The sequence below is a fragment of the Caulobacter sp. NIBR1757 genome (genome assembly GCF_027912495.1).
Classification (GTDB): Bacteria; Pseudomonadota; Alphaproteobacteria; order Caulobacterales; family Caulobacteraceae; genus Caulobacter.
This window is the reverse complement of record NZ_CP115463.1, coordinates 2,573,474-2,596,587: the sequence shown is the minus strand read 5'-3', so window position 1 is coordinate 2,596,587 and position 23,114 is coordinate 2,573,474. Positions and strand designations below refer to the sequence as shown.

22 protein-coding genes are annotated in these 23,114 nt (G+C 67.1%); 10 read left to right on the top strand and 12 right to left on the bottom strand.

Annotated features, from left to right (window positions below):
* Positions 1 to 19: 19 nt before the first annotated feature.
* On the top strand, positions 20 to 2,251 hold the full coding sequence (gene parC, locus O5I81_RS12795; RefSeq protein WP_271065266.1) for a DNA topoisomerase IV subunit A: 2,232 nt from the start codon (positions 20 to 22) through the stop codon (positions 2,249 to 2,251).
* Here parC and O5I81_RS12790 read toward each other — a convergent pair.
* Genes O5I81_RS12790 through O5I81_RS12780 form a run of 3 tightly spaced genes read right to left on the bottom strand, consistent with a single transcriptional unit; the run spans position 2,248 to position 4,372 of the window.
* Positions 2,248 to 2,547: a transcriptional regulator gene (locus tag O5I81_RS12790; RefSeq protein WP_271069025.1), complete on the bottom strand. Its 300-nt coding sequence runs from the start codon at positions 2,545 to 2,547 to the stop codon at positions 2,248 to 2,250. The two genes, parC and O5I81_RS12790, sit on opposite strands and share 4 nt — an antisense overlap.
* Positions 2,544 to 3,158 (bottom strand): hypothetical protein, encoded by a 615-nt coding sequence (locus O5I81_RS12785; protein WP_271065265.1) that lies wholly within the window; start codon positions 3,156 to 3,158, stop codon positions 2,544 to 2,546. Before O5I81_RS12785 ends, O5I81_RS12790 begins: the two co-directional genes overlap by 4 nt.
* On the bottom strand, positions 3,158 to 4,372 hold the full coding sequence (locus tag O5I81_RS12780; protein ID WP_271065264.1) for an acyltransferase family protein: 1,215 nt from the start codon (positions 4,370 to 4,372) through the stop codon (positions 3,158 to 3,160). The genes O5I81_RS12785 and O5I81_RS12780 overlap by 1 nt, the downstream gene beginning before the upstream one ends.
* A 163-nt stretch (positions 4,373 to 4,535) precedes the next feature.
* Here O5I81_RS12780 and O5I81_RS12775 point away from each other — a divergent pair, with 163 nt between their 5' ends.
* The 3 genes from O5I81_RS12775 (at position 4,536) to O5I81_RS12765 (ending at position 7,492) form a co-directional block, all read left to right on the top strand.
* Complete coding sequence (locus tag O5I81_RS12775; RefSeq protein ID WP_271065263.1) at positions 4,536 to 5,837, top strand: serine hydrolase domain-containing protein; 1,302 nt, start codon at positions 4,536 to 4,538, stop codon at positions 5,835 to 5,837.
* An 82-nt stretch (positions 5,838 to 5,919) separates the two neighbouring features.
* Positions 5,920 to 6,489 carry a LemA family protein gene (locus O5I81_RS12770; protein ID WP_271065262.1) on the top strand — a complete coding sequence of 190 codons (570 nt, stop codon included), beginning with the start codon at positions 5,920 to 5,922 and terminating at the stop codon, positions 6,487 to 6,489.
* A 4-nt stretch (positions 6,490 to 6,493) separates the two neighbouring features.
* On the top strand, positions 6,494 to 7,492 hold the full coding sequence (locus O5I81_RS12765; protein ID WP_271065261.1) for a M48 family metallopeptidase: 999 nt from the start codon (positions 6,494 to 6,496) through the stop codon (positions 7,490 to 7,492).
* An 11-nt stretch (positions 7,493 to 7,503) separates the two neighbouring features.
* Here O5I81_RS12765 and O5I81_RS12760 read toward each other — a convergent pair whose 3' ends face one another.
* Positions 7,504 to 8,343 (bottom strand): arginyltransferase, encoded by an 840-nt coding sequence (locus O5I81_RS12760; RefSeq protein WP_271065260.1) that lies wholly within the window; start codon positions 8,341 to 8,343, stop codon positions 7,504 to 7,506.
* Between the two features lie 104 nt (positions 8,344 to 8,447).
* Positions 8,448 to 9,341, bottom strand: coding sequence for a flagellar motor protein MotB (locus O5I81_RS12755; protein WP_271065259.1), 894 nt, complete (start codon positions 9,339 to 9,341; stop codon positions 8,448 to 8,450).
* Between the two features lie 81 nt (positions 9,342 to 9,422).
* Between O5I81_RS12755 and O5I81_RS12750 the strand changes: the two genes are divergently transcribed.
* Together O5I81_RS12750 and O5I81_RS12745 are read left to right on the top strand one after the other, a co-directional pair.
* Positions 9,423 to 10,283 carry an NAD(P)-dependent oxidoreductase gene (locus O5I81_RS12750; protein ID WP_271065258.1) on the top strand — a complete coding sequence of 287 codons (861 nt, stop codon included), beginning with the start codon at positions 9,423 to 9,425 and terminating at the stop codon, positions 10,281 to 10,283.
* 57 nt (positions 10,284 to 10,340) lie between these two features.
* Positions 10,341 to 10,958: a flavodoxin family protein gene (locus O5I81_RS12745; RefSeq protein ID WP_271065257.1), complete on the top strand. Its 618-nt coding sequence runs from the start codon at positions 10,341 to 10,343 to the stop codon at positions 10,956 to 10,958.
* Between the two features lie 6 nt (positions 10,959 to 10,964).
* Here O5I81_RS12745 and O5I81_RS12740 read toward each other — a convergent pair whose 3' ends face one another.
* Together O5I81_RS12740 and O5I81_RS12735 are read right to left on the bottom strand one after the other, a co-directional pair.
* Positions 10,965 to 13,349 carry an alkaline phosphatase family protein gene (locus tag O5I81_RS12740; protein WP_271065256.1) on the bottom strand — a complete coding sequence of 795 codons (2,385 nt, stop codon included), beginning with the start codon at positions 13,347 to 13,349 and terminating at the stop codon, positions 10,965 to 10,967.
* Between the two features lie 550 nt (positions 13,350 to 13,899).
* Entirely contained in the window at positions 13,900 to 14,493 is a 594-nt protein-coding gene (locus O5I81_RS12735; protein WP_271069024.1) for a hypothetical protein, read from the bottom strand.
* Between the two features lie 170 nt (positions 14,494 to 14,663).
* Here O5I81_RS12735 and O5I81_RS12730 point away from each other — a divergent pair, with 170 nt between their 5' ends.
* From O5I81_RS12730 to O5I81_RS12720, 3 genes are all read left to right on the top strand, one after another.
* On the top strand, positions 14,664 to 15,029 hold the full coding sequence (locus O5I81_RS12730; RefSeq protein ID WP_271065255.1) for a response regulator: 366 nt from the start codon (positions 14,664 to 14,666) through the stop codon (positions 15,027 to 15,029).
* Positions 15,030 to 15,033: 4 nt separating this feature from the next.
* Positions 15,034 to 16,398: a PleD family two-component system response regulator gene (locus O5I81_RS12725; RefSeq protein WP_271065254.1), complete on the top strand. Its 1,365-nt coding sequence runs from the start codon at positions 15,034 to 15,036 to the stop codon at positions 16,396 to 16,398.
* 183 nt (positions 16,399 to 16,581) lie between these two features.
* Complete coding sequence (locus O5I81_RS12720; protein WP_271065253.1) at positions 16,582 to 16,989, top strand: hypothetical protein; 408 nt, start codon at positions 16,582 to 16,584, stop codon at positions 16,987 to 16,989.
* Between the two features lie 64 nt (positions 16,990 to 17,053).
* On the opposite strand, the gene rpmG is transcribed toward O5I81_RS12720, so the two are convergent.
* On the bottom strand, positions 17,054 to 17,221 hold the full coding sequence (gene rpmG, locus O5I81_RS12715) for a 50S ribosomal protein L33 (protein WP_018079812.1): 168 nt from the start codon (positions 17,219 to 17,221) through the stop codon (positions 17,054 to 17,056).
* Positions 17,222 to 17,319: 98 nt separating this feature from the next.
* Here rpmG and O5I81_RS12710 point away from each other — a divergent pair, with 98 nt between their 5' ends.
* Positions 17,320 to 17,874, top strand: coding sequence for a hypothetical protein (locus O5I81_RS12710; protein WP_271065252.1), 555 nt, complete (start codon positions 17,320 to 17,322; stop codon positions 17,872 to 17,874).
* On the opposite strand, the gene O5I81_RS12705 is transcribed toward O5I81_RS12710, so the two are convergent.
* From O5I81_RS12705 to rnr, 4 genes are all read right to left on the bottom strand, one after another.
* Positions 17,871 to 18,443, bottom strand: a complete 573-nt coding sequence (locus O5I81_RS12705; protein WP_271065251.1) for an NUDIX hydrolase — start codon at positions 18,441 to 18,443, stop codon at positions 17,871 to 17,873. The two genes, O5I81_RS12710 and O5I81_RS12705, sit on opposite strands and share 4 nt — an antisense overlap.
* Positions 18,440 to 19,165: an NUDIX hydrolase gene (locus O5I81_RS12700; RefSeq protein WP_271065250.1), complete on the bottom strand. Its 726-nt coding sequence runs from the start codon at positions 19,163 to 19,165 to the stop codon at positions 18,440 to 18,442. Before O5I81_RS12700 ends, O5I81_RS12705 begins: the two co-directional genes overlap by 4 nt.
* Positions 19,166 to 19,508: 343 nt before the next feature.
* Positions 19,509 to 20,531 (bottom strand): DUF4424 domain-containing protein, encoded by a 1,023-nt coding sequence (locus O5I81_RS12695; RefSeq protein ID WP_271065249.1) that lies wholly within the window; start codon positions 20,529 to 20,531, stop codon positions 19,509 to 19,511.
* Between the two features lie 212 nt (positions 20,532 to 20,743).
* Entirely contained in the window at positions 20,744 to 23,083 is a 2,340-nt protein-coding gene (gene rnr / locus O5I81_RS12690) for a ribonuclease R (protein ID WP_271065248.1), read from the bottom strand.
* Positions 23,084 to 23,114: the final 31 nt, after the last annotated feature.

Genomic DNA, 23,114 nt, shown 5'->3' with positions numbered 1-23,114 from the left:
CGACTGATTCTGGACCGATATGACTGTTCACACCCCTCCGCCCGGTGACGGCGACCGTATCCTCGACGAACCGCTGACCGAGGCCCTCTCGCGGCGCTATCTGGCCTACGCCCTGTCGACCATCACCGGCCGGGCCCTGCCCGACGTGCGCGATGGCCTGAAGCCCGTTCACCGCCGCATCCTCTATGCGCTGCACGAAATGCGCCTGAACCCCGGCGCCGCCGCCCGCAAGTGCGCAAAGGTGGTCGGGGAGGTGATGGGTAACTTCCACCCCCACGGCGACCAGGCCATCTATGACGCGTTAGTGCGCCTGGCCCAGGACTTCAGCCAGCGCTACCCGCTGGTCGACGGCCAGGGCAACTTCGGCAACATCGACGGCGATAACGCCGCCGCCATGCGCTACACCGAATGCCGGATGACGCAGGCCGCCTCGGTGCTGCTCGACGGCCTCGACGAGAACGCCGTCGATTTCAAACCGACCTACGACGGCCAGGACGAAGAGCCGGTCGTCCTGCCCGCCGGCTTCCCGAACCTGCTGGCCAACGGCTCCAGCGGCATCGCCGTCGGCATGGCCACCTCGATCCCGCCGCACAACGCCGGCGAGCTGATTGACGCCTGCCTGCTGCTGCTGCAACGCCCCGAAGCCACCACCGCCGACCTGATGGAGCGCGTGAAGGGGCCCGACTTCCCGACCGGCGGCATCATCGTCGAGCCTCAGCATAGTCTGCTGGAAACCTTCGAGACCGGCCGCGGCGGCGTGCGCCTGCGGGCCCGCTGGCACAAGGAAGAGACCGGCCGGGGCACCTATCTGATCGTCGTCACCGAGGTGCCGTATCAGGTCAAGAAGGCCGAACTGGTCGAGGGCCTGGCCGAGCTGATCGAGAACAAGAAGGCCCCGCTGCTCGGCGATGTCCGCGACGAGAGCGCCGAGGACGTGCGCCTCGTCCTCGAGCCCAAGACCCGCAACGTCGAACCCGAAGTCCTGATGGAGAGCCTGTTCAAGCTCTCCGACCTGGAGGTCCGCTTCCCGGTCAACATGAACGTTCTGGATCGCGGCACCCCGAAGGTCATGGGCCTCAAGGCGATCCTCAAGGCCTTCCTCGATCACCGCCGCGAGGTGCTGATCCGCCGGGCCCGCTTCCGGCTGGAAAAGATCGAGGCCCGGCTGCACGTCCTGGATGGCCTGCTGATCGCCTATCTCAACCTCGATGAGGTGATCCGCATCGTCCGCTACGAGGACGAGCCGAAGCAGAAGCTGATCGCCGCCTTCGACCTCTCCGAGATCCAGGCCGACGCCATCCTCAACACCCGCCTGCGCCAGCTGGCCCGGCTGGAGGAGATGGAGATCCGCCGCGAGCACGCCGAGCTGGCCGAGGAGCGGGATGGCATCGTCTCGATGCTGGCCTCCGACGCCCAGCAGTGGAAGCTGGTCGGCGCGGGCCTCGCCGCCATGCGCGACGTCGTCGGGGTCGGCACCGAGGTCGGCCGCCGCCGGTCGGACTTCGCCGAAGCCCCGACCATCGACATCGAGGCCGCCTCCGAAGCCTTCATCCCGCGCGAGCCGATCACCGTCATCCTGTCGGACAAGGGCTGGATCCGCGCCGCCAAGGGCCGGGTCGAGGACCCCTCGGAACTGAAGTTCAAGGAGGGCGACAAGCTCGGCTTCCTGGTCCCGGCCGAGACCACCGACAAGCTGCTGATCTTCGCCTCCGATGGCCGCTTCTTTACCCTCGACTGCTCCAAGCTGCCGAGCGCTCGCGGCCATGGCGAGCCGCTGCGGCTGATGGTCGACCTCGACGACAAGGTGAAGATCATCGACGTCTTCCCGCACAAGGCAGGCCGCAAGCGCATCCTGGCCTCGAAGGAAGGCTATGGCTTCGTCATGCCCGAGGACGAGGCGCTAGCCTTCCGCCGGGCCGGCAAGCAGGTACTGAACGGAACCGCCGTGGTCTCGCTGGAAGTGACCGGCGACCAGATGGCGGTGGTTGGCGACAACGGCAAGATCCTGATCTATCCGCTTGAAGAGCTTCCGGAAATGCCGCGCGGCAAGGGCGTCAAGCTGCAGTCCTACCGCGAGGGCGGCCTGCGCGACGCCATGGTCTTCAACGCCGAGACCGGCGCCGCCTGGATCGATGCCGGCGGCCGCAACCGCGACTGGCCCGACTGGAAGGACTGGGTCGGCCGCCGGGCGGGCGCTGGCAAGCTGGCGCCAAAGGGCTTCCCGACCAGCAAAAAGTTCCGGCCGCGCTAACCGCCGACCAGCCTGCTCATCGCCTCCAGATAGCGCCCGAAGGCCGCCCGGCCGTCGGGCGTGATCCGGGCCTGGGTCAGGGGCTTGAGGCCCACGAAGCTCTTCTCGATGGCCACATAGCCGGCGTCCTGCAGCTTGCGCAGGTGAATCGACAGGTTGCCCTGCGTCGCCTCCAGCACCGTCTTGAGCTCGGTGAAGTCGGCGACCTCGGCGTCGGCGAGATAGGCCATGATCCCCAGGCGCAGGCGCCCGTGGATGACCTCGTCGATGCCGCCGATGTCGAACTTCGCCATCAGGCGCCCTTGCCCCGCGCCATGGCGATGCCAGGCAGCATCATGAACAGGAACAGGCACAGGCCGCAGATGAGGATATAGACGACCTGGCCACGGGTCAGGCCCATCGCGGCGGCGCTGACCATCCAGCCGAGCGCCGTACCGAGCATCCAGAGCTTCTTGCGCATTTGCCAGGCGGCGTACCAGGCGCCGCCCAGCACGGCGAAGACCACCGCGGGGTAGAACAGCCAGATCCGGAAGTCGCCCGACTGGAGGTAGGGCGGCAGGAAGATGACCAGGAACACCAGGTTGATCATGCCGGTGGCGCTGAAGAAGGCCGAGACGGCGCGCCCTGTCGTGCCCTGCGGCTTGAGGTCCTTGCCGACCCGGATGATGGAGATGGTCAGGTAGATCAGGAACAGCACCGTCGGGCCGGCGACGAACAGCAGGGTGATCGGCCCCGGCGGGTTGAAGCCCAGGATCTGGGCCCCGTGGAACAGACACTGCAGGCCGTAGAGAAAGCCGCCGGCGGCGAACAACCGCCCGGTGAAGCGCCAGACCTCTCCGGCGTCGTCACGCCCGATCAGGGTCTTCAGATAGGCGAGGTCCTCGCGGGCGGATTCGGTGTCGGTCATCAGGCGATTCCTTCCTGAGTTTGGACCTGAGGCTTCGCACGCCACGGGATGCGGCGTCCATTGAGCAGCCAGCCCAGGTGGGTGTGGCGGACCAGCAGCTCGTAGGTGATCAGAGCGGGGACGAGCGTACCGAGCAGGACCAGGCCGTACTTGATCGGCCAGGCCAGGGGCGCATCGCGCAGGAGCACCTGCAGGGCCATGACCAGCGGAATGTGGACGATGTAGATCCAATAGCTGGCGTCGGCGATGTAGCGCCGGACCGGGCTGTGGCCGGACAGGAAGGTCAGGGCAGCGCCGATCAGGCCGAACGTCCAGGTCCAGATGGCCAGGGCGTAGAGGGCGCAGAAGCCGGCCCGCATGCCCTCGTCGCTGATCCTGGCGAAGATGGGCGTGCCCCGGACCATCAGGTAGGCGGCCGCGGTCGCGCCGATGGCGACGAGCAGGTGCAGGGCCCAGCGGCGGGTGAAGGCCTGGATCAGGCCGTCCTGCCGCTGCAGCAGCCAGCCGAAGGTGAAGGCGATGCCGTAGGCGGTGGCGGCGATGGGGCCGGGGATCAGCGACTGGTCCGGGGTCGGAATGCCGACCCAGGCCATCAGGTCCGGCTTCAACCACAGGGCCAGGGCGACCGGCGCGGCGAGCAGCACAGGTCCGACGATGCTGTGGGTCAGGAAACGGATCAGGCCATCGACCAGCCGCGCCACATGACCACCGCGGTCCAGCAGCTTGCCGACGCCGCGCAGGATCAGCATGGCCGGGTAGAGGAGCAGCAGCACCCACAGGAACCACAGGTGGGTCAGAGGAAACGCGGTCGGCGTGATGGCCGGGGGCGGCGGCGCGTTCTTTGGGATTCCGCCCATCGTCTCGATGGTGTTCCAGACCAGCACCGCGATGATGCCCGTCAGCACCATAGGCCAGAAGATGGCCAGCGGCGCGGCGATCCGCTTCAGCCGGTCGACGATGAAGCCGCCGCCCCCCCGCCGCTCCAGCAGCAGGCGGCCGAAGTATCCGGCGATCAGGAAGAAGACGGTCATTCGGAAGATGTGGAGGGTGAAGAAGGTCACGGCCATCACCTCGCTGCGCTGCTCGTCCATGACGATCCAGGCCTGCGGCCCGGGCAGGAAGGACATGCTGGCGTGGAAGGCCACACCCAGCAGCAGGGCAAACCCCCGGACGGCGTCCAGGGCGTGCAGGCGTTCGGTCGGCGCCGGGGTCATAGCGAAAACTCCAGGGACGCCCCTCCGGCGTCGTATAACAGGCTTCTAGCAGACAAGTTTAAAATGTAAACCGGTCTGCTGACGCCTTGGCCTCTTGCCGCATCCTGAACGGTGGTTACTCTCCTGCCCAAAGCCGCAAAGGCATACGGGGCAGGGGATAGCGATGACGTTCAGGAAATCACTGCTGGCGGCCCTGGCCGTCGGCGCACTGCTGGCCGGCCAGGTCGCCACGCCGGCGCTGGCGCAGGCCAGGGCCGCCGCCGCGCCCGCCAGGCCCGAGTCGCTCGGCTTTTCCTCCGAACGTCTGGCCAGGCTCGACGCCCGCATGAAGGCGCTGGTCGATGCCGGGGCCGTGCCTGGCGTGGTCACCTACATCGCCCGCCACGGCAAGGTCGTGCACCAGTCGATCTACGGCAAGGCGGACCTGGCCACCGGGGCGCCGCTGAAGGAAGACACGATCTACCGGATGTACAGCCAGACCAAGCCGGTCACCGGCGTGGCGATGATGATCCTGTACGAGGAGGGCCGCTGGAAGCTCGACGAGCCGGTCACCAAATACGTGCCGGAGTTCAAGACCCTCAGGGTCTACAAGGGCGTCGACGCCAAGGGCCAGCCGATCCTCGAGCCGATCAGCCGCTCGCCAACCATGCGCGAGATCATGAGCCACACGGCGGGCTTCGCCTACGGCCTGACCACCGACAACCCGGTCGACAAGGCCTATCGCGACAGTGGCCTGTTGAGCTCCAAGGACCTGCATGAGGTAATGGTCCAGGCCAGCAACCTGCCGCTGGCCAGCCAGCCGGGCGAGGCGTGGCGCTATTCCATCGCCGTCGATATCCAAGGCTATATTGTCGAGAAGCTGTCGGGCCAGTCGCTGCCCGACTTCATGGAAAGCCGCATCTTCAAGCCGTTGGGCATGAAGGACACTGCCTTCTACGTGCCGGAGGCGAAGCGGTCCCGGCAGGCCAGCCTCTACATGTACGACCGCGAGAAGGGCGTCGTCGTGCCGGCGGAGGGCTTCATGGTGCTCGACGTCACCAAGCCGCCGACAGCGGCCAACGGCGGCGGCGGTCTGGTCTCGACCCTCGGCGACTACGCCCGCTTCGCCCAGATGCTTGGCAACGGCGGCGAGCTGGAGGGGGTGCGCATCCTCAGTCCCTCGACGATCAGGCTGATGGCCGCCAACCACCTGACCGAGGCTCAACTGGCCAAGCAGCCGCTCGGGCCCGGCGTCGGCTTCGGCCTCGACTTCGGCGTCGTCATGGACCCGGCCGCGGCCGGCACGCCGGCGGGCAAGGGCACCTACAGCTGGGGCGGGGCGGCCGGCACCTGGTTCTGGGTCGATCCGGAGAACGACGTGGTGGTGCTGGGCATGATCCAGGTGCTGGGCGGCGGCGGGGTGCTTCGGCTCGACGAGGTCAGCCAGCAGCTGATCTATGCGGCCCTGGTCGATCCATCGAAGTAAGCGCCCCAATTTGGGAAGTCGGCCGGGGTTGCGTGGGCTGACCAATCGGCTAGCGTCGCGGCAGTCGCTTGCGAGGAACACCATGGGCGCCACGATCGTCATCGTCGTCATCATCGCCGTCCTCGGCCTGATCATCATCGGGGTCTACAACCGGCTGGTGGCGCTCAACGCCCGCGCCGACCAGGCCTTCGCCGACATCGACGTTCAGCTGAAGCAGCGGCAGGACCTGATTCCCAATCTGGTTGAGACGGTGAAGGGCTACGCCGCCCATGAGAAGGGCACGCTGGAGGCGGTCATCGCCGCCCGCAACGCCGCCGCCGGCGCCACGACCGTCGATCAGAAGGTGCAGGCGGAGGGTGCTTTGAGCGGCGCCCTGCGCCAGCTGTTCGCGGTGGCCGAGGCCTATCCGGACCTCAAGGCCAACACCAACTTCCTGAGCCTGCAGGACCAGCTGGCCGATCTCGAGAACAAGCTGGCCGCCGCCCGCCGGTTCTTCAACAACGCCGTGACCGAGTTCAACGCCGCCCGGCGCGGCTTCCCGGCCGTGGTGTTCGCGGGGATGTTCGGCTTCGGCAAGGATCGCACCCTGTATGACGTGGGGAGCGACAGCCGCGCCGCCATGGACGCCGCCGCGCCCGCCGTGAAGTTCTGATCCCATGGGGCCCGTCGGCCTCTACACCCACATCCAGGCCAACAACACGCGGTCGGCGGTCCTGCTGGTCGGCTTCCCCGTCCTGCTGACCGGATTGATCTGGGCCCTGACGGTCGGGCTGATGGGGGCGGGGGTGCTGCCCTCGAGCGGGTCGGTCGCCGGGGACCTGGCCCGCGCCACCCAGCTGCTCGTCGTCTCGCTGCCGCTGGCGGTCGTGGTTTCGATCGTCTGGTTCGCCATCGCCTACTTCGCCAACCAAACGATCATCGACCTGGCGACCGGCGCGCGGCCGGTTAGCAGGCAGGATGAACCTGAGCTCTACAACCTGCTGGAAAACCTCTGTATTTCACGCGGCCTTCCGATGCCGTCCCTGCGTATCATCGAGAGCGAGGCCCTGAACGCCTTCGCCACCGGCCTGAACCAGAAGCAGTACAGCGTCACCGTCACCCGCGGCCTCGTGCTGACGCTGACCAGGCCCGAGCTCGAGGCCGTGCTGGCCCATGAACTAACCCACATCCTCAACAAGGATGTCCGCACCATGGTCATTGCCGCGGTGTTCGCCGGCATCATCACCCTGCTGGCCGAGGTGATGTTCCGGGGGATGCGCTTCGGCCGGATCGGCTCCAGTTCCGACAAGAACAAGGGCGCCGGGCTCTTGCTGATCATCGCCTTCGCGGCCGCGGCGATCGGCTACATCCTGGCCATCGTCATCCGCATGATGCTGTCGCGCACCCGTGAATTCGTCGCCGACGCCGGGGCCGTGGAGCTGACCAAGAACCCCGACGCCATGATCGGCGCCCTGCGCAAGATCAGCGGCAAGGCCCACATCGACGGCCCGGACTCGATCCGGGCCATGTTCCTGGACGACGGCAAGGAGGGGGTCATGGACCTGTTCGCCAGCCATCCGCCGATCGAGAAGCGGATCGAGGCGCTTGTGAAATATGCCGGCGGCCAGGATCTGCCGTTGACGGAACCCGAAGCGGTGTCCGGCCCCTGGGGCTAACCCCAACGCATTTATTGAGGCAGCTGGGGCTCTTTGCGCCCCAGCTTCGGCATATCCGGGCCCTTGGCCGCCTTGTTGGCTTCCAGGATGGCCTCGGCTCTGGCGACCTCGCGAGCGGAGATGAGGCCCCAGCCGTTCGGGCGCAGGATCTCCAGCGGCGAGAAGCGAACCTTGTAGGTCATCTTCTCGCTGCCCGGCACCCAGTAGCCCAGGTAGACGTGCGGCAACTCGTTCATCGCCGCCTGGATCAGGTTGTCGAGCACGATGAAGCTGCCCAGGCTGCGCTTGGCCAGGTCCGGATCATAGAAGCTGTAGACCAGCGACAGGCCGTCTCCCATCACGTCAATCAGCACACAGGCGAGCAGGTCGCCGGGACCGCGGTCCTTCGACGGGGTGCGGTACTCGACGATGTGGGTGCGGACCGTGGTGTCCTCGACCATGGCCACATAGTCGGGCCAGGTCATCTCGGCCATGCCGCCGTCGGCGTGGCGGGTCAGCAGATAGCGGCGCAGCAGGTCGAACTGCTCGGTCGTCGCCTCGGCCTCGACCACGTGACGGCGCAGGTCCTCGTTGCGGCGCAGGACCTTCCGCTCCGACCGGGTGAAGACATAGTCCTTCACCGGAATGCGGGCCGAAGTGCAGCTGTTGCACAGCTCACAGGCCGGACGGTAGGCGATGTTCTGGCTGCGGCGGAAGCCGCTCTGGGTGAGGCTGTCGTTGATGGCGGCGCCGTCGGCCTGGGGAAGGTGGGCGAAGACCTTCCGTTCCTCACGCCCCGGAAGGTAGGGGCAGGGCGACGCGGCGGTCAGAAAGAACCGCATTCTCCCCGAAGCTGGAAAATGATGCGTCACGCGACTCGCCTGCCCAACCCTTCGAGCCCGCCTTGCGCGCTCTGCCGTTGGACGGAGATTAGGGGGCATGAACCCCAACAGCGCAAGGGGTTCGAGCGTCTCATCTACTGATCCGGAGGCAATACGGGGGCTTCCCGCAGCAGCACGATGGCTATGCGTCGGTTTCCCGCCAGAGTTGGATCGTCCGGATACAGCGGATCGGAGTTGGCCTTGCCGGACACCTGATAGATGCGGTCGGCGTCGACGCCGGCCCCCTGCAGAATCAGCCGCGACTGGTCGGCGCGGGCCGCCGACAGCGACCAGTCGCCGCTGGAGCGGCTGCCGTCGGCGTTGGAGCTCGTGTGGCCCGACACGGTCACCCGGTTGGGCAGCTGGTTGACGATCTTGGCGACGGCCCGCAGCAGGATGCGGGCCCGGTCGTTGGGGGCGGCCATGCCCTCCTTGAACATCGAGCGGCCTTCCTGGTCGACCAGCTGGATGCGCAGGCCTTCCGGGGTGATGTCGATCTGGATCTGCTTGGAAAGCTCGGCCAGCTCCGGCATGTCCTGCAGCGCCTGGCGCAGGCTCTGGGCGGCGGAGGCGAAATTCTCGGCGTCGCGCTTTTCCAGTTCCTTGCGCAGGGCGTCGGTGCTGGTTTCGGACAGCTCTCCGCCGCTCTTCTGGTCGGGATTTTCCTGCGGCTTCGATTCCGGGCTCTGTTCCTCGACGATGTCGAGCGAGCCGCTGGCCTTGGAGCCGTCCTCGCCCAGCGCCGTGCCGCCGAGGATGCCGCCGGAGCCGCTGGTGGTCGCCGAGACGGATGCCGGTGCGAAATAGTCGGCGATGCCGCGCTTCTGCTCGGGGGACGTGGTGTTGATCAGCCACATCAGCAGGAAGAAGGCCATCATGGCGGTGACGAAGTCGGCGTACGCGACCTTCCAGGCGCCGCCGTGGTGACCCCCGCCGACTACCTTCTTCACCTTCTTGATGAGGATCGGCCGGTCGCCCCCGATCGCCATACTGTACGCCCCGCTTAACCTTGATGGGGCAACCTCGCGCGGGCGCGTTAAGATGGTGTTTCCTTTAGTTGGAGTCGCGGAATGAAAGTCGCGTTTGTCGGCCTCGGGGTCATGGGTTTTCCGATGGCCGGCCATCTGGCCAGGGCCGGGCATGAGGTCAGTGTCTACAATCGCTCGCCGGCCAAGGCGCTGCGCTGGGTCGAGACCTACGGCGGTCGGGCGGGGCTGACCCTGAACGAGACGGTCCACGCCTGCGACCTCGTGGCCCTGTGCGTCGGCAACGACGACGACGTGCGCAGCGTCGTCTTCGACATCCTCGATTCGATGAACTACGGCGGCATCGTCGTCGACCACACCACCATCTCGGCCAAGGTGGCCCGGGAGATGGCCGATCTTGCCGAGGCCTCCGGCCGCGTCTTCCTGGATGCGCCGGTCAGCGGCGGCCAGGCGGGGGCGGAGAACGGCCAGCTGACCATCATGGTCGGCGGCGACGAGGCGGCCCTGGCGAAGGCGGAGCCCGTCATCGGCGCCTACGCCAAGGCCATCAAGCGCATTGGCGGTCCGGGGCACGGCCAGCTGGCGAAGATGGCCAACCAGATCTGCATCGCCGGCGTTGTCCAGGGCCTGGCCGAGGCGGTGCACTTCTGCGACCGGGCCGGGGTGGACCCGCAGGCGGTGTTCGACGCCATCAGCAAGGGCGCCGCCCAGTCCTGGCAGATGGACAACCGCTGGGCGACGATGGTGCAGGGCAAGTTCGACTTCGGCTTCGCGGTCGACTGGATGCGCAAGGACCTTGGGTTGGTGCTCGACGAAGCGGTGACCAAGGGGGCGACGCTGGAGATGACCAGGCTGGTCGACGGTTACTACGCCGAGGTGCAGGCTCTGGGCGGTAACCGGTGGGATACGTCGAGCCTTGTCGCCAGACTGAGCAAGAAGGACTGAGGGAACAGCCAACCGCCTCTGCGCGTCTAACCTCGACCTTCAACGGCGAGACGACCCATGGCGCTCAAGGCTCAACCCCTCAACTGCACCCTCAAGCGTGACGGCGACAGTTCGACTGACGCCATTCTCGACCTGATGCGAAAGGACTTCGAACGCTGCGGCGTCGAGGTCGCGAAGATCATCCGCGTCGCCGCCCATAATGTCCTGCCTGGCGTGACCTCCGACGAAGGCAAGGGCGACGACTGGCCGGCCATTCGCAAGAAAATCCTCGCCGCCGACATCCTGATCCTCGGCGGACCGATCTGGATGGGCCAGCCGAGCAGCGTCGCCAAGCGGGTGCTTGAACGGTTGGACGCCTTCCTGAGCGAGACCGACGAGCAGGGCCGTATGCCCTCCTACGGCAAGGTCGCCGTCTGCGCCGTGGTCGGCAACGAGGACGGCGCCCACCATACCTCGGCCGAGGTCTTCCAGGCGTTGAACGACGTCGGATTCACCATCCCCGCCGTCGCCGCCTGCTACTGGGTCGGCGAAGCCATGGGCTCTGTCGATTTCAAGGATCTGAAGAAGACCCCCGAGAAGGTGGCCAAGACCGCCGCCATGGTGGCCGACAATGCGGCGCACCTCGCCCGCCTGCTCAACGCCGAGCCGTTTCCCGGGCATGAGCAGAAGGACTAGCCCCGGTCAGTCCGCCCGGGGCGGAGCCGGCGGTGGCGCGGTCGAGGCCGGATTGACCGCCGCCTGGGCCGCGGCGGCCTTGGCGATGACCTGGCGGCCATAGGCTTCCGCCTCGCCGACCGTGGTGATCGCGGCCACCTGCGCCTCGATCGCCGCCACCTCGGCCGGATCGCCCCGCGCCAGATCGACGTCGGTCTTGGCCAGCACCCTGATGAAGCCGATGGTGTTTCCATCCTGCGGCAGGGGGGCATTCGGATCGACGGGCGGGGCCGCGCGCGGCGGCTCCGGCGCGACGGCGGGCAGGACCGTCGGACAGTCGGTGCGCGGGGTCGTCAGCGACAGCTGGGCCAGCACGGTGTTGGCGGCGGCGTCGCGGGCGGTCATCGGCTGCAGGCCGAACAGCGCCTCCAGGGTCGCGGGCACCGAGGCATGGTCGTAGAGGGTCTTGTCGACCACCCCCCTGGGGATCAGCGGCGAGACCAGCACCGCCGGAACCCGCACCCCGTACCAGTCGAACAGGAAGCCGCCGCCGTTGATCTTCAGGTCCTGCGGGCTGCCGTCGTTCGGCTGCGGCGCGGCCTGGGGCTGCACGCTGTCGTAAAAGCCGCCGTGCTCGTCATAGGTGATGATCAGCAGGCTGCGTTCCCACAGCGGCGAGTTGCGGATCGCCTCGTAGGTGGCCTTGATCAGCCCTTCGCCGCCGGCCATCGAATCCATCGGATGTTGCGAGGAGCCGCCTTCGTAGGAGCCGCCGGTGGTGTCGCCGTAGTTGGGCTCAATGAAGGTGTAGGCGTAGGGGTAGGGGCCCTGCACGTCCTGAGCGAAACTGCCGAAATTGTTGGTGTTGACCTTGTAGGTGATGCCCTGCAGCGCCGCGACCTGCGGAATGCCGCCGAACACCGGCCCGTTCTCGTCGACATATACCCGCCACGACAGCCCGGCCGCCGACAGCCGGTCATAGATCGATGCGCCGCTCGGATAGACGAAGCCGCCGCCGGGCGTTTCCCAGGCCACGGTCTGCAGGCTGCTGGGAGAGTCGGCCCAGCCGCCCGAGGAGGCGCCGTGCACGAAGAAGCGGTTGGGCCAGGTCGGTCCCGGCACCGAAGCGTGCCAGGAGTCGCAGATCGCGAACTCCGTCGCCAGGGCATAGATCACCGGCAGGTCGGTCTGGGTGGTGAAGCCCAGCATCGGATCGCCGTACTCGGTCGAGGTCGGCTTGCTGGGATTGTTCGAGGTGATCTCGGTGACCGTCGTGGCGTAGTTGCTGACAAAGCCGGTGTTCACCACCGGCTGGTTGTAGGCGGTCCAGGGCGTGCGGGTCTGCTTGTTGGGCCCAGTGTATTGCACGCCCCATTCGGGCCCCAGCAGCTGTTCCAGGGTATCGAACCACTCGTGGCCTGGGTCGGTCGGCATGGCGAACGGGGCGTTGGGCCCGACCGGATCGTTCTGGACGATGGCCGGGTTGGGGCTGTTGGGGTAGTTGCTGCTGTCGTAGCTGTTGGTCGTTCCCGGCGGGGCGCGGGTGATGCCCTGAATATCCGACTGACCGAAGACGTTCTCGAACGAGTGGTTCTCCAGCATCAGCACGAAGACGTTGTCGATCACCGTGTAGGGGCCGGTCTTGACCATGCCGGCCGAACAGCCGCCGGAGGGCAGGTTGATGGCGAAGCTGCTCAGATCGACGGTCAGCGGCAGGTTCTGGTTCACGTCCCCCTGCTGCAGCTGGCATTCCTTCCAGTTGGTGATGCTGGCGAAGCCGCTGGAGGTATAGATGCCCGGGTTCGGCCCGTCCTTCACCGCCGCCTTGACCGCCCAGTAGTCGAGCACGAATCCGACGTTCAGCCCCACGCGGAAATAGACGGTCAATGGGCCCACCGTCTGGCCCGGCGCCGCCGTCCAGGTGGCGCTCTGGGTGCCGTCGGTGCTGTTGTTGTGGAACAGGGTCAGGGTGGCGTTGCCGCCGGTGTTGTTGGTCAGCCAGGCCTGGGCCGAGAGCCGCGCGACCGGGTTCATCGGCGTCGAGCCGCCGCCGGACTTCAGGTTGATGAAGAAGCTGGTGCTGCTGACCGTGAACATCAGGTTCTGGCCGGCGTCCTTGCCCTGCAGCTGGTATTCCTTCCAGCTGGAGTACTGCAGGATGCCTGTGCTCTCGAAGCGGCCGGGCGTCGATCCGCCGGTGACCACGATCTCGCAGGCCCAGTAGTCGAGAACGGTGAAAGAGCCCCAACCGGTGTTGAAATGCACGGTCAACGGTCCGACGGTCTGGCCCGGCGCGGCGGTCCAGGTCGCGCTCTCGGTGCCGTAGTCACTGTTGTTGTGCCACAGCTGGATCTTGGCCGTGCCGTCGGTGGTGTTGGTGATGAAGACCTGGGCGGTCTGTGGCGTGGACATAGGTGATCCCCCGGCGCGATGGAGGGGCGCGCCTGTTAGAATGGCGAGTGGGAAAAGCTGACATGTGCGCGACCTGCTCGGTCCGCGTTGGCCGCACTATGGCGCGGGCTCAGAACCAGAGTCAACGAACAAGGGAAGTGGTAAAATAACAACCAAAGGCGGCGCGACGGATGGCTTGTAAAGTTAAATTACGTCAGTAGTCTAATGCCATGATCGCGGTGATATTCTCTGTGCTTGCAGCCATGCAAGGCCTTGGGCCGCTTGACCCGGGTGAGGTTGTTTGGGTTCGCAAACCCTCAGGGGAGGAGGTTTCTGCGTCCCTCCGAAATGAACTGCACCGTGACGACTTCTCTGTAACCCTCGTCTGCCGCGTTCAGGATGACGGATCGTTGACGGACTGCATCGTCCTTGGTCCGCCGCCCCCTGATGCTTATGCTGGCGTGGTGGCGAAACTGCCTCGCTATTTCCGACTGGGGCTGGAGACCGCCTCGGGTACTCCGACAGCTGGTCGAACAGTGCGTATTCCGTTGCGGTTCAAAGCGACCGAGGACTAGTCCAGCAACCCGGCCCTGATCGCCGGCTCCATCCCCGCCCAGTCGTCGGCCCAGGCATGCCGGGCCGGATCCGTCGGCGCGAAGGGCCGCAGGCGTTCGTCGGCGATCATCTGGAAGCGCAGAACCTCCGGGGCGTCGGCCGCCACCGATTCCAGGTTGGGCAGCAGGTCATCGATGAAACCGACCTTGCCGGTCGTCCGGGCCGCCAGGTCGCGGACGATGGGCCCTTTGAGGCCGCTGTTGATGATCATCGGATAGTGCAGGCCGTGGGTGCGCAGCCAGCCCATGCGGGCGGCGCGTCCGTGATCGGGGGCGTTGGTCAGGATCAGCACGGTCATCTCGGCGCTCAACCGATCCAGGGCGCCGGCCGCGCCGTCCACCGGCGCCAGGTCGTCGGCCCCGTCGCGAAAGAAGTCGTCGAACAGGATCTTGCCGGTCGGCATGTCCACGCTCTCGTGCGAGCCGACCTTGTAGACGTTCTGGAACAGGGCGAAGCGGTCGATCCGCATCTCGTAGCCGTGGCGGCCGACGAAGGTCTCGAAGCCCTGCATGAAGTGGGCGAGCACCTCGTCGACGTCGACGATCAGCAGCGGCCGCGCCGGATCGACCGGGACGGCCTGGGCGGCTTCAGCGGCGGTGAGGGTTTCGAGCGTGGTCACGATTAGCGCAGGCTTAAGGATATTCGTGCGATCTGGCTGCATGGAAAAGGACTCAGGTGAGTCCATTTCGCACGCATTCCGGTCTTAAGGTCCAACGCTAGATGGCGAAGAAGGTCCTCATCGTCGAGGATAACGAGCTCAACATGAAGCTCTTCCACGACCTGCTCGACGCGCAAGGGTATGAAACTCTTCAGACGCGCGAGGGCCTGTCCGCGCTGTCGCTGGCCCGCGAGCACCGGCCGGACCTGATATTGATGGACATCCAGCTGCCGGAGATCAGCGGCCTGGAAGTGACCAAATGGCTGAAGGAAGATGATGAGCTCAGCCATATTCCGGTCATCGCCGTAACAGCCTTTGCCATGAAGGGCGATGAAGAGCGTATCCGCGAAGGCGGCTGCGAGGCCTACATCTCCAAACCGATTTCGGTGTCCCACTTCCTGGACACCATCCGCCGCTTCCTGGGGTAGGGCGATGAGTGCACGTATTCTCGTAGTCGACGATATCGAGGCGAACGTCCGCCTGCTCGAGGCCAAGCTGACGGCCGAGTACTACGAGGTGCTGACCGCCTGCGACGGGCCGACGGCCCTGGCCATCGCCGCCAAGGAAAAGCCCGATATCGTCCTGCTCGATGTCATGATGCCCGGCATGGACGGCTTCCAGGTTTGCCGCCGGTTGAAGGAAGATCCGGAAACCCGCCACATCCCCGTCGTGCTGGTCACCGCCCTCGACGGCCGGTCCGATCGCATCGAGGGGCTCGAGGCCGGGGCGGACGAGTTCCTGACCAAGCCGATCGACGATGTGATGATGTTCGCCCGGGTGCGCAGCCTCACCCGCCTGAAGCTGGTCATCGACGAACTGCGCCAGCGCGAGGAATCGGGTCGCCGCATGGGCGTCATCGCCGGCGCCGCCGCCCGCCTGGGCGGGGTTGGCGGCCGCATCCTGATCGTCGACGACAACGAGCGCCAGTCGCAGCGGATCGCCAGCGAGCTGGCCGTCGAGCATCGCCCCGTGGTCGAGAGCGACTACGACAAAGCCCTGCAGACCGCCCGCGGGCCGGTCGACATCATCATCGTCAACGCTGCCGCCAAGGCCTTCGACGGCCTGCGCTTCTGCGCCGCTCTGCGCTCGGACGAGCAGAGTCGGGGCGTGCCGGTGCTGGTCATCGTCGATCCCGACGACCGGCCGCGGCTGGTCAAGGCGCTGGAGATCGGCGTCAACGACATCCTGACCCGTCCCATTGATCCGCAGGAGCTGTCGGCCCGGGCCCGCACCCAGATCAAGCGCAAGCGCTACACCGACTTCCTGCGCCAGAACCTCGACCATTCGCTGGAGCTGGCCGTCACCGATCAGCTGACCGGCCTGCATAACCGCCGCTACATGGAGACCCAGTTGGCAGCCCTGGTGAAGCGGGCCAGCATGGGGGGCGAGCCGGTGGCCGCCCTGATGATCGACATCGATCACTTCAAGAAGATCAACGACAGCTTCGGCCATGACGCCGGCGACGAGGTGCTGCGCGAGTTCGCGGTGCGGCTGGCGACCAATGTCCGGGCCGTCGACCTGCCCTGCCGCTATGGCGGCGAGGAGTTCACGGTGATCATGCCCGGCACCCGCCTGGCTGACGCCGAGCGGATCGCCGAGCGCATCCGGCTGCATGTCGCCGGCTCGCCCTTCCGGGTGGCGGGCGGCAAGGAACTGCTGACCGTGACCATCTCGGTCGGGGTGGCCAGCACGGTCACCGACCTTGATACCCCCGAGACCCTGCTCAAGCGGGCGGACGGCGCGGTCTACGAGGCCAAGCACGCCGGCCGGAACCGGGTTATCGCCCGCGCGGCCTGAAATTGGCCTATCGATGTAACCGCGGTATCAGTCCACAGGTTGGTCTGAGGCACGACATTCGACTACCCATTTCAGGGGTAGTATTCTCTGGATTTCCTAGGGGGCTGACCTAATACGGAAATGGTCGGGTCGCGGCCAAGCGACTGCTCAACGAAACGCGGTGTTCCGAAGGGGCGGCTGGGGATGGAAACGCGAACGAGGTCCGCCTGGATCGCCGTATGTCTCGGACCGGTTGCGACCGGCGTCAGCGTCGTCCGGCAGGCGGTCAACACCCTGTGGTGGCCCTATTGGATCGACGATATCCTGGCCGGCATCCTGTTGACGCTGGCCGGTTGGCTTGTCCTGCGGGGAAGCAGCAGCACCAGGGCCCGTATGCTCAGCGCCGGCTGGGGCGCCATGTTGCTGGCGCTCTGGGGATCGACCTTTCGCCACATCGATTCCCTGCCGGGCGAGGGCTACACGCCCCATCTGACCGTGATCACCTTCGCCATGCTCGGCCTGCTGGGCCTGACGGTGATGGGTCTGTTCTGGAGCCTGCCGACCACCCAGAAGCCGTTCATCGGCACCCGTCCCCCCAAGGACAAGCGCTGAACCCCACACAGCAAAACGCCCGGCGGTGAAGCCGGGCGTTTCCAAATCCAGTGGCTTGGACAGCTTACTTGATCTTGCCTTCCTTGAACTCGACGTGCTTGCGCACGACGGGGTCGTACTTCTTCAGGACCATCTTCTCGGTCTTGGTGCGGGCGTTCTTCTTGGTGACGTAGAAGAAGCCGGTATCCGCCGTGGAGTTCAGGCGGATCTTGATGGATGCCGGTTTGGCCATAGCAATGTCCTCATGGCCGCAGGGCCGAATTCTCGCGAGGCGCGGAACATACGCATGGATCGCTGGAAGTCAACGCCTGTGGCGCATAGGGTCGGCGGATGAAGCGTTTCCTGATCGTCGCCCTCCTGCTGATCGCCTCCGCCTGGCCGGTTCAGGCCGAAGTCCTGCCCAAACCAGGGCTGTTTTTCGATGGTTTGAAGCGCCTGTGCGGCAAGGCCTATGAAGGACGGGTCGTGACGACCGATCCGGCCGACAAGGACTTTGCAGGCAAGCGGCTGGTCATGCGAGTGGCCGACTGCAGCGCCGATACGGTGCGAATCCCCTTCAGCATCGACGAGGACCGGTCCCGGACCTGGGTCATCACGCGGCTGAGCGGGGCCCAGCTCAGGCTCAAACACGATCACCGGCATGAGGACGGCACGGAAGATGTGCTGTCCCAGTACGGCGGCGACACCGTCGGCCCAGAGCAATGGACCCGGATGGAGTTTCCGGCCGACGCCTTTTCGAAGACGCTCTTCCAGGAAAAGGGCAATCCGGCGTCCGTGAGCAATGTCTGGGCCCTGGAGCTGACCGACACGGTCTTCGCCTACGAACTGCGCCGGCCGAATCGCCATTTCCGGGTCGAGTTCGACCTGACGAAGCCGCTGCCCTAGATCAGGGTCTTCAGCCGCGCCTTGCCGTATCGGTAGGTGAACAGGAACGGCGGGTCGTCGGCCATCAGGGCGTCGAGGATGGCCTCGGTGATATCGAAAAGCGGCAGCCGCCGCGCCTCGGGCAGGGGGCGGAAGGCGAGTTCGGACAGCTCGTCCGAGTCGGCCAGGGTTCCGGTCATGTCGGCGGCGTCGGCCTTGAAGAAGCGGGCGTGGAAGCGGACCGGGCTGTTGGTCGGGGTGATGGCCCGGGCCGCCAGGGTCAGGGGCGCGTCGTCGGGCAGGGTGAGGCCGGTCTCCTCGAAGGTTTCGCGCACGGCCGCCGCCGCCAGGGCGCCGGCCAGGCGGCCCGGCGCATGGGTCAGGCGGGCGCAGAGCGGCGACAGGTGTCTGGGCCGCTCCCGGTCGGCCGGATCGACCGCACCGCCCGGAAACACGAAGACGTCGGGGGCGAAGCGCGATTTGCGGGGGCGCTTGCCCATCAGCACCTGGGCGTTTCGCCCGGTCCCGCGCAGCAGGATCAGGCTGGCGGCATGCCTTGGGCGGACGGGCAGGGATTTCGGGTCGGTCACAGGTAGTCCAGCCGCCGGGCGCCCTGCAGGAAGCGCATGAAGGGCGCCGGTCGCTCGGCGCCGGTCAGCCGTTCGGCCACCTCAGCGACGACGAAGCGGGTGATGTTGGGCAGGTCCAGGGCCAGGGCCTCGTCGAGGTCGACCCAGGCGATCTCGTCCAGCTCGCCGCAGTCGGGCTGGCGCTCCAGGCTGACGAGGGCCTCGGCGTCGGCCATGAAGAAGCGGGCGTCGAAGCGGCGCGGCCGGTAGGGCGGGGTGATGGCCCGGGCCACGAAGCTCAGGGCCGCCAGGTCGGGGGCCGCGCCCTGGGCCAGGAACTCGCGCCAAGGGCCGGCGCCGGGCCGGGTGGGGGCAGGTTTGGCCAGCAGCAGGCCGACCTCCTCGAAGGTCTCGCGCACCGCCGCCATGGCCAGCGCGCGGGGCAGGGCGGGGGACTTGTGGCGCAGGGTCAGCGCCAGCTTGGCTTCGACGTCCGGATCGAGCTCGCTGGCCGAAGGGGCGGTGAAGTCGCCGCGATCGACCCGGCCGCCCGGGAACACCCATTTGGACGGCATGAAGGCGTGGCCCTTGGCCCGACGGCCCATCAGCAGCCGCGGCTTCTCCGCATCCCGTCGCACCACGATCAGCGTCGCCGCATGGCGCGGCCGGATCGCCTTGCCGCCGTCGCGCATGGCGCCGTCGCTGCGCGGGTCGTAGTTGGGATCGAGGATCGGTTTCGTCATGGGCGGCAGTGTACGGGGCTGGCGGCCCGGCGAAAGTATGTCGTTGCGAAGCGGCAGGAGAGGGTGGTCGCCGGGCGGAGCGCGCCAAAAGGCGGCGTCGGTCGAAGCGAAGCTGATTATAGCATCGGCCGTGAAAATATTCCGCAGTTATTTCAATGAAATAACACCCATCCGATACCGCCTTTGGGACCACCCGAATCTGCCAATTCGCCGCTCCACAACCGTCTTTTCACCCACCGAAAGCCTATCGTTGTCCTACCTCCACGGTTGGACGCGAGCGCGGCGCGAACGATGGGCCCGGACAGGTCGCTCGGCGCGTTTTGAATCTGGGGTATGTCGCCCGTTACTCGGCGCGCAGCGGTTCGAGGATGAGGATTTCCAGGTCGCTGTCCGGGCGATAGTCCTTCTTGACGACCTCGAACCGGGTCGGGGCGATCTTCTTGACGCCGGTGGCGCAGAAGCTGACCAGGTTGTCGGGTGCGCCCTTGTCGATCACCAGGCGGAAGTCGCCGATCGGCTTGGCCCAGTTGGCGCCGGTCTTCAGGACGTAGCCGATGCGCTTTTCGGTGTAGCCGCTCATCGAGCCCTCGGCCTTGGGCCTGGCCTTGTTGAGGGCGGCGAGGAAGCTCTGATCGACGCAGTACTTCTTGCGCTCGGCGTCGATGGTGGCGCGGAACTCGGCGTCGTCCGAGGACATGCCGACGATGGTGTCGACGCTGCCGCCGACGGCGGGGATGTAGCGGTGCTCGACCTCGACGATCTTCCCGGCCGGGAAGACCTGGGTCCAGTAGAAGGTGGTCTTCAGCACCCAGGCCGGCTCGGCGTGCGACTCCCAGCCCTTGCCGGCGTCGTATTCGCTGATCCAGGCGATGCCGAGGCGCACGGCCTCGTCCTTGTCGGCCTTGCCAAGGGCGTCGAGCGCCTTGCCGGCCTCGGGGCGGTGGGCGGCCAGCGGGATGCCGTGGGCCTTGAGCCAGGCGGTGCGGTCGACGCCCTTCACGATGGCCTTCTGCTCGACCTGCGCCTTCACCGGCTTGCCGTCGACCAGGGTGTGGAACTGCAGAAGGTTGGTGGCGTCGTCGCTGGGCAGGCCGTTGTCGCTCTCGAAGAAGCCCTCGCCGCCGATGTCGGGCATCGGGAAGGCGACGACGGTGCTGACCGGGGCGGCCGAGGTGTTCTGGAAGCGGTACTTCACGACCACTTCCTTCTGGCTGATGAAGAGGTCCTCGGACCGCATCTCGATGCTGTCGGTGGTCTTGAGGATGAGGCCGCCGGCGGCGAGTTCGGCGGTGGAGTCGTTGGCCAGGGCGGGGGCGGCGAGGAGGGTTGCCGCGATGGCTGCGGTGAGGATGGCTTGGCGCTTCATGGTGTGGCCCCCGGGGTTTGGGGGCATGGGAGCCTGAAGCAGCGCCGGGAGCAAGTGAATCACGCGCTCCAACCAAACGCTGTCATCCTCCGGGCCCGCGGAGCGGGAACCGGGGGACCCAACTATCCGGGTGAAGATTGCCGGGAGTCTTTCCAGAGCCGCCTTGGGTCCTCCGGTCCGCTTCGCGGCCGGAGGATGACAGAGTTGGGGTGCTACCGCCGCTTCTTGCCACCCGGCTTCCCCGGCGACCGCGAGAACCCCGGGCCGCCCTTGCGGGGTGGGCCGCCGCGGGTATTGCCGCCGTCCTTGAACTGGCGGCGGACGCCGAGGCGGGGTCTGGGGGCGTTGGGGTCGGCCTTGGCGGGCTCCGAAAGCATTTCGAAGAGGAGGCCGCCGGTGACGGGGGTGGCCTCGCGCAGCTTGACCTCGACGGCCATGCCGAGCGGCCAGCGGGCCCCGGAGCGTTCGCCGACCAGGGCGTGCAGGCGCTCGTCGTGGACGAAGTATTCTTCGCCGAGGGTCGAGACCGGGACCAGGCCGTCGGCGCCGGTCTCCTCCAGCCGCACGAACAGGCCGAACCTCGTCACCCCGGTGATGCGGCCCGGGAAGGTCGCGCCCACGCGGTCGGCCAGGAAGCTGGCGACATAGCGGTCGGTGGCGTCGCGCTCGGCCGCCATGCTGCGGCGCTCGGCGAAGGTGATCTTCTCCGCCGTGTCCTTGATCTGGCTGATGTCGCCATCGGTCAGGCCGTCGTCGCCCAGGCCCAGGGCCCGGATCAGGGCCCGGTGGACGATCAGATCGGCATAGCGGCGGATCGGGCTGGTGAAGTGGGCGTATTTGGCCAGGTTCAGGCCGAAGTGGCCGATGTTGTCGCTGTTGTAGTGGGCCTGCATCTGGGTGCGCAGGACCACCTCGTTGACGATCGGGGCGTGCGGCCCCTCGCGGGTCTCGGCCAGCAGCTTGTTGAAGCGGTCGGTGCGCGGCGCCTCGCCCTTGCTCCAGGAGATGCCCAGCGTCTCTAGGAACTCGCCCAGCGACTGCATCTTCTCCATCGAGGGGGTGTCGTGGACGCGGTAGATCAGCGGCGTCTTCTTCTGCTCCAGGGTCTCGGCGGCGCAGACGTTGGCCTGCACCATCATCTCCTCGATGAGCTGGTGGGCCTCCAGGCTGCGGCGGCGTTCGATGGAGACGATCTCGCCTTCCGGGTTGAAGCGGATGCGGCGCTCGTCGCTCTCGATGGCCAGGGGCGAGCGGGCGCGACGGCCCTTCAGCATGACGTGGTAGGCGGCCCAGAGGGGTTTCAGGATGCTGTCCAGCAGGGGACCAGTCTTGTCGTCCGGGCGGCCGTCGATGGCGTCCTGGGCCTGTTCGTAGGAGAGCTTGGCGGCCGAGCGCATCAGGCCGCGCACGAAGCGGTGGCTGCGCTTCTTGCCGTCGGCCCCGAAGACCATGCGCACGGCCATGGTCGCCCGGTTTTCGCCCTCGCGCAGGGAGCACAGGCCGGCCGACAGCCGCTCGGGCAGCATCGGCTCGACCCGGTCTGGGAAGTAGGTGGAGTTGCCCTTCTCACGGGCCTCGGCGTCCAGCGCCGTGCCGTGGCGGACGTAGGCGGCGACGTCGGCGATGGCCACCCAGACCACCCAGCCGCCTTCGTTGCGGGCGTCGTCGTCGGGATGGGCGAAGACCGCGTCGTCGTGGTCGCGGGCGTCGGAGGGGTCGATGGTGATCAGAGGCAGGTCGCGCAGGTCCTCGCGGCCCTTGAGGGTCGGTTCCTTCGCGTCTTCCGCCTCGGCTTCGGCCTGCGGGCTGAAGCCGGTGGGGATGCCGTGGGCGTGGATGGCGATCAGGGAGGCGGCGCGCGGCTCGTCCTCACGGCCGACCACCTCCAGCAGCTTGCCGTTCTTGGGGCCGTAGCGTTCGCGCGGTCCACTGAGCTGGATCTGGGCGACGACCAGGTCGCCGTCCTTCAGGTCGCGGCCGTCGTGTTCGGAGAGCAGCAGGACATCGCGGCTCTTGCGATCGACGGGCTCGACGCGGATCTCGCGGCGCTGCTTGCGGATGACGCCGAGGATCTTGTGGGCGCTCTGGCCCAGCCGCTTGATGACCCGGGCCTCGATCTCTCCGGTCTCCAGCCGCTCGTAGCGGACCAGCAGCTTGTCGCCGAGCCCGGGGGCGCCGGCGGTCTTCTCGGCCGCATCCGGGGCCAGCCGGGCCAGCGGCGCGTCGTCGCCGCCCTTGGAGAGGCGCACATAGAGGTCGCCGTCGGTGTCCCGCTCGACCACTTCGGCCACCCCCACGGGCGGCAGGGCGCCGGCCTCGGCGAAGCCGCGGCGGCCGCGCTTGCCCAGATCGCCCTTGGCTTCCAGTTCGCGCAGCATCTCGCGCAGGGCCCGGCGGTCGGCGCCCTTCAGCCCGAAGTGACGGGCGATATCGGCCTTTCCGGCCTCGCCGGCCTCGCGCAGGAAGGCGATCAGGGTGTCCTTGTCGGGCAGACCCTGGGGAGCGCGGACGGGCTTGGGAGACTTCGAGGTCTTGGGGGGAGGCTTGGCCATGTGCCTTACGTAACGCGCTCGGGGGCCTGCG

Bases quoted from the DNA above. Each gene is read 5' to 3' on its own strand.
- parC (WP_271065266.1), top strand. From the start codon at position 20: ATGACTGTTCACACCCCTCCGCCCGGTGACGGCGACCGTATCCTCGAC.
- O5I81_RS12785 (WP_271065265.1), bottom strand. From the start codon at position 3,158: ATGACCGACACCGAATCCGCCCGCGAGGACCTCGCCTATCTGAAGACC.
- O5I81_RS12780 (WP_271065264.1), bottom strand. From the start codon at position 4,372: ATGACCCCGGCGCCGACCGAACGCCTGCACGCCCTGGACGCCGTCCGG.
- O5I81_RS12775 (WP_271065263.1), top strand. From the start codon at position 4,536: ATGACGTTCAGGAAATCACTGCTGGCGGCCCTGGCCGTCGGCGCACTG.
- O5I81_RS12770 (WP_271065262.1), top strand. From the start codon at position 5,920: ATGGGCGCCACGATCGTCATCGTCGTCATCATCGCCGTCCTCGGCCTG.
- O5I81_RS12765 (WP_271065261.1), top strand. From the start codon at position 6,494: ATGGGGCCCGTCGGCCTCTACACCCACATCCAGGCCAACAACACGCGG.
- O5I81_RS12755 (WP_271065259.1), bottom strand. From the start codon at position 9,341: ATGGCGATCGGGGGCGACCGGCCGATCCTCATCAAGAAGGTGAAGAAG.
- O5I81_RS12750 (WP_271065258.1), top strand. From the start codon at position 9,423: ATGAAAGTCGCGTTTGTCGGCCTCGGGGTCATGGGTTTTCCGATGGCC.
- O5I81_RS12745 (WP_271065257.1), top strand. From the start codon at position 10,341: ATGGCGCTCAAGGCTCAACCCCTCAACTGCACCCTCAAGCGTGACGGC.
- O5I81_RS12740 (WP_271065256.1), bottom strand. From the start codon at position 13,349: ATGTCCACGCCACAGACCGCCCAGGTCTTCATCACCAACACCACCGAC.
- O5I81_RS12730 (WP_271065255.1), top strand. From the start codon at position 14,664: ATGGCGAAGAAGGTCCTCATCGTCGAGGATAACGAGCTCAACATGAAG.
- O5I81_RS12725 (WP_271065254.1), top strand. From the start codon at position 15,034: ATGAGTGCACGTATTCTCGTAGTCGACGATATCGAGGCGAACGTCCGC.
- O5I81_RS12720 (WP_271065253.1), top strand. From the start codon at position 16,582: ATGGAAACGCGAACGAGGTCCGCCTGGATCGCCGTATGTCTCGGACCG.
- rpmG (WP_018079812.1), bottom strand. From the start codon at position 17,221: ATGGCCAAACCGGCATCCATCAAGATCCGCCTGAACTCCACGGCGGAT.
- O5I81_RS12710 (WP_271065252.1), top strand. From the start codon at position 17,320: ATGAAGCGTTTCCTGATCGTCGCCCTCCTGCTGATCGCCTCCGCCTGG.
- O5I81_RS12700 (WP_271065250.1), bottom strand. From the start codon at position 19,165: ATGACGAAACCGATCCTCGATCCCAACTACGACCCGCGCAGCGACGGC.
- O5I81_RS12695 (WP_271065249.1), bottom strand. From the start codon at position 20,531: ATGAAGCGCCAAGCCATCCTCACCGCAGCCATCGCGGCAACCCTCCTC.
- rnr (WP_271065248.1), bottom strand. From the start codon at position 23,083: ATGGCCAAGCCTCCCCCCAAGACCTCGAAGTCTCCCAAGCCCGTCCGC.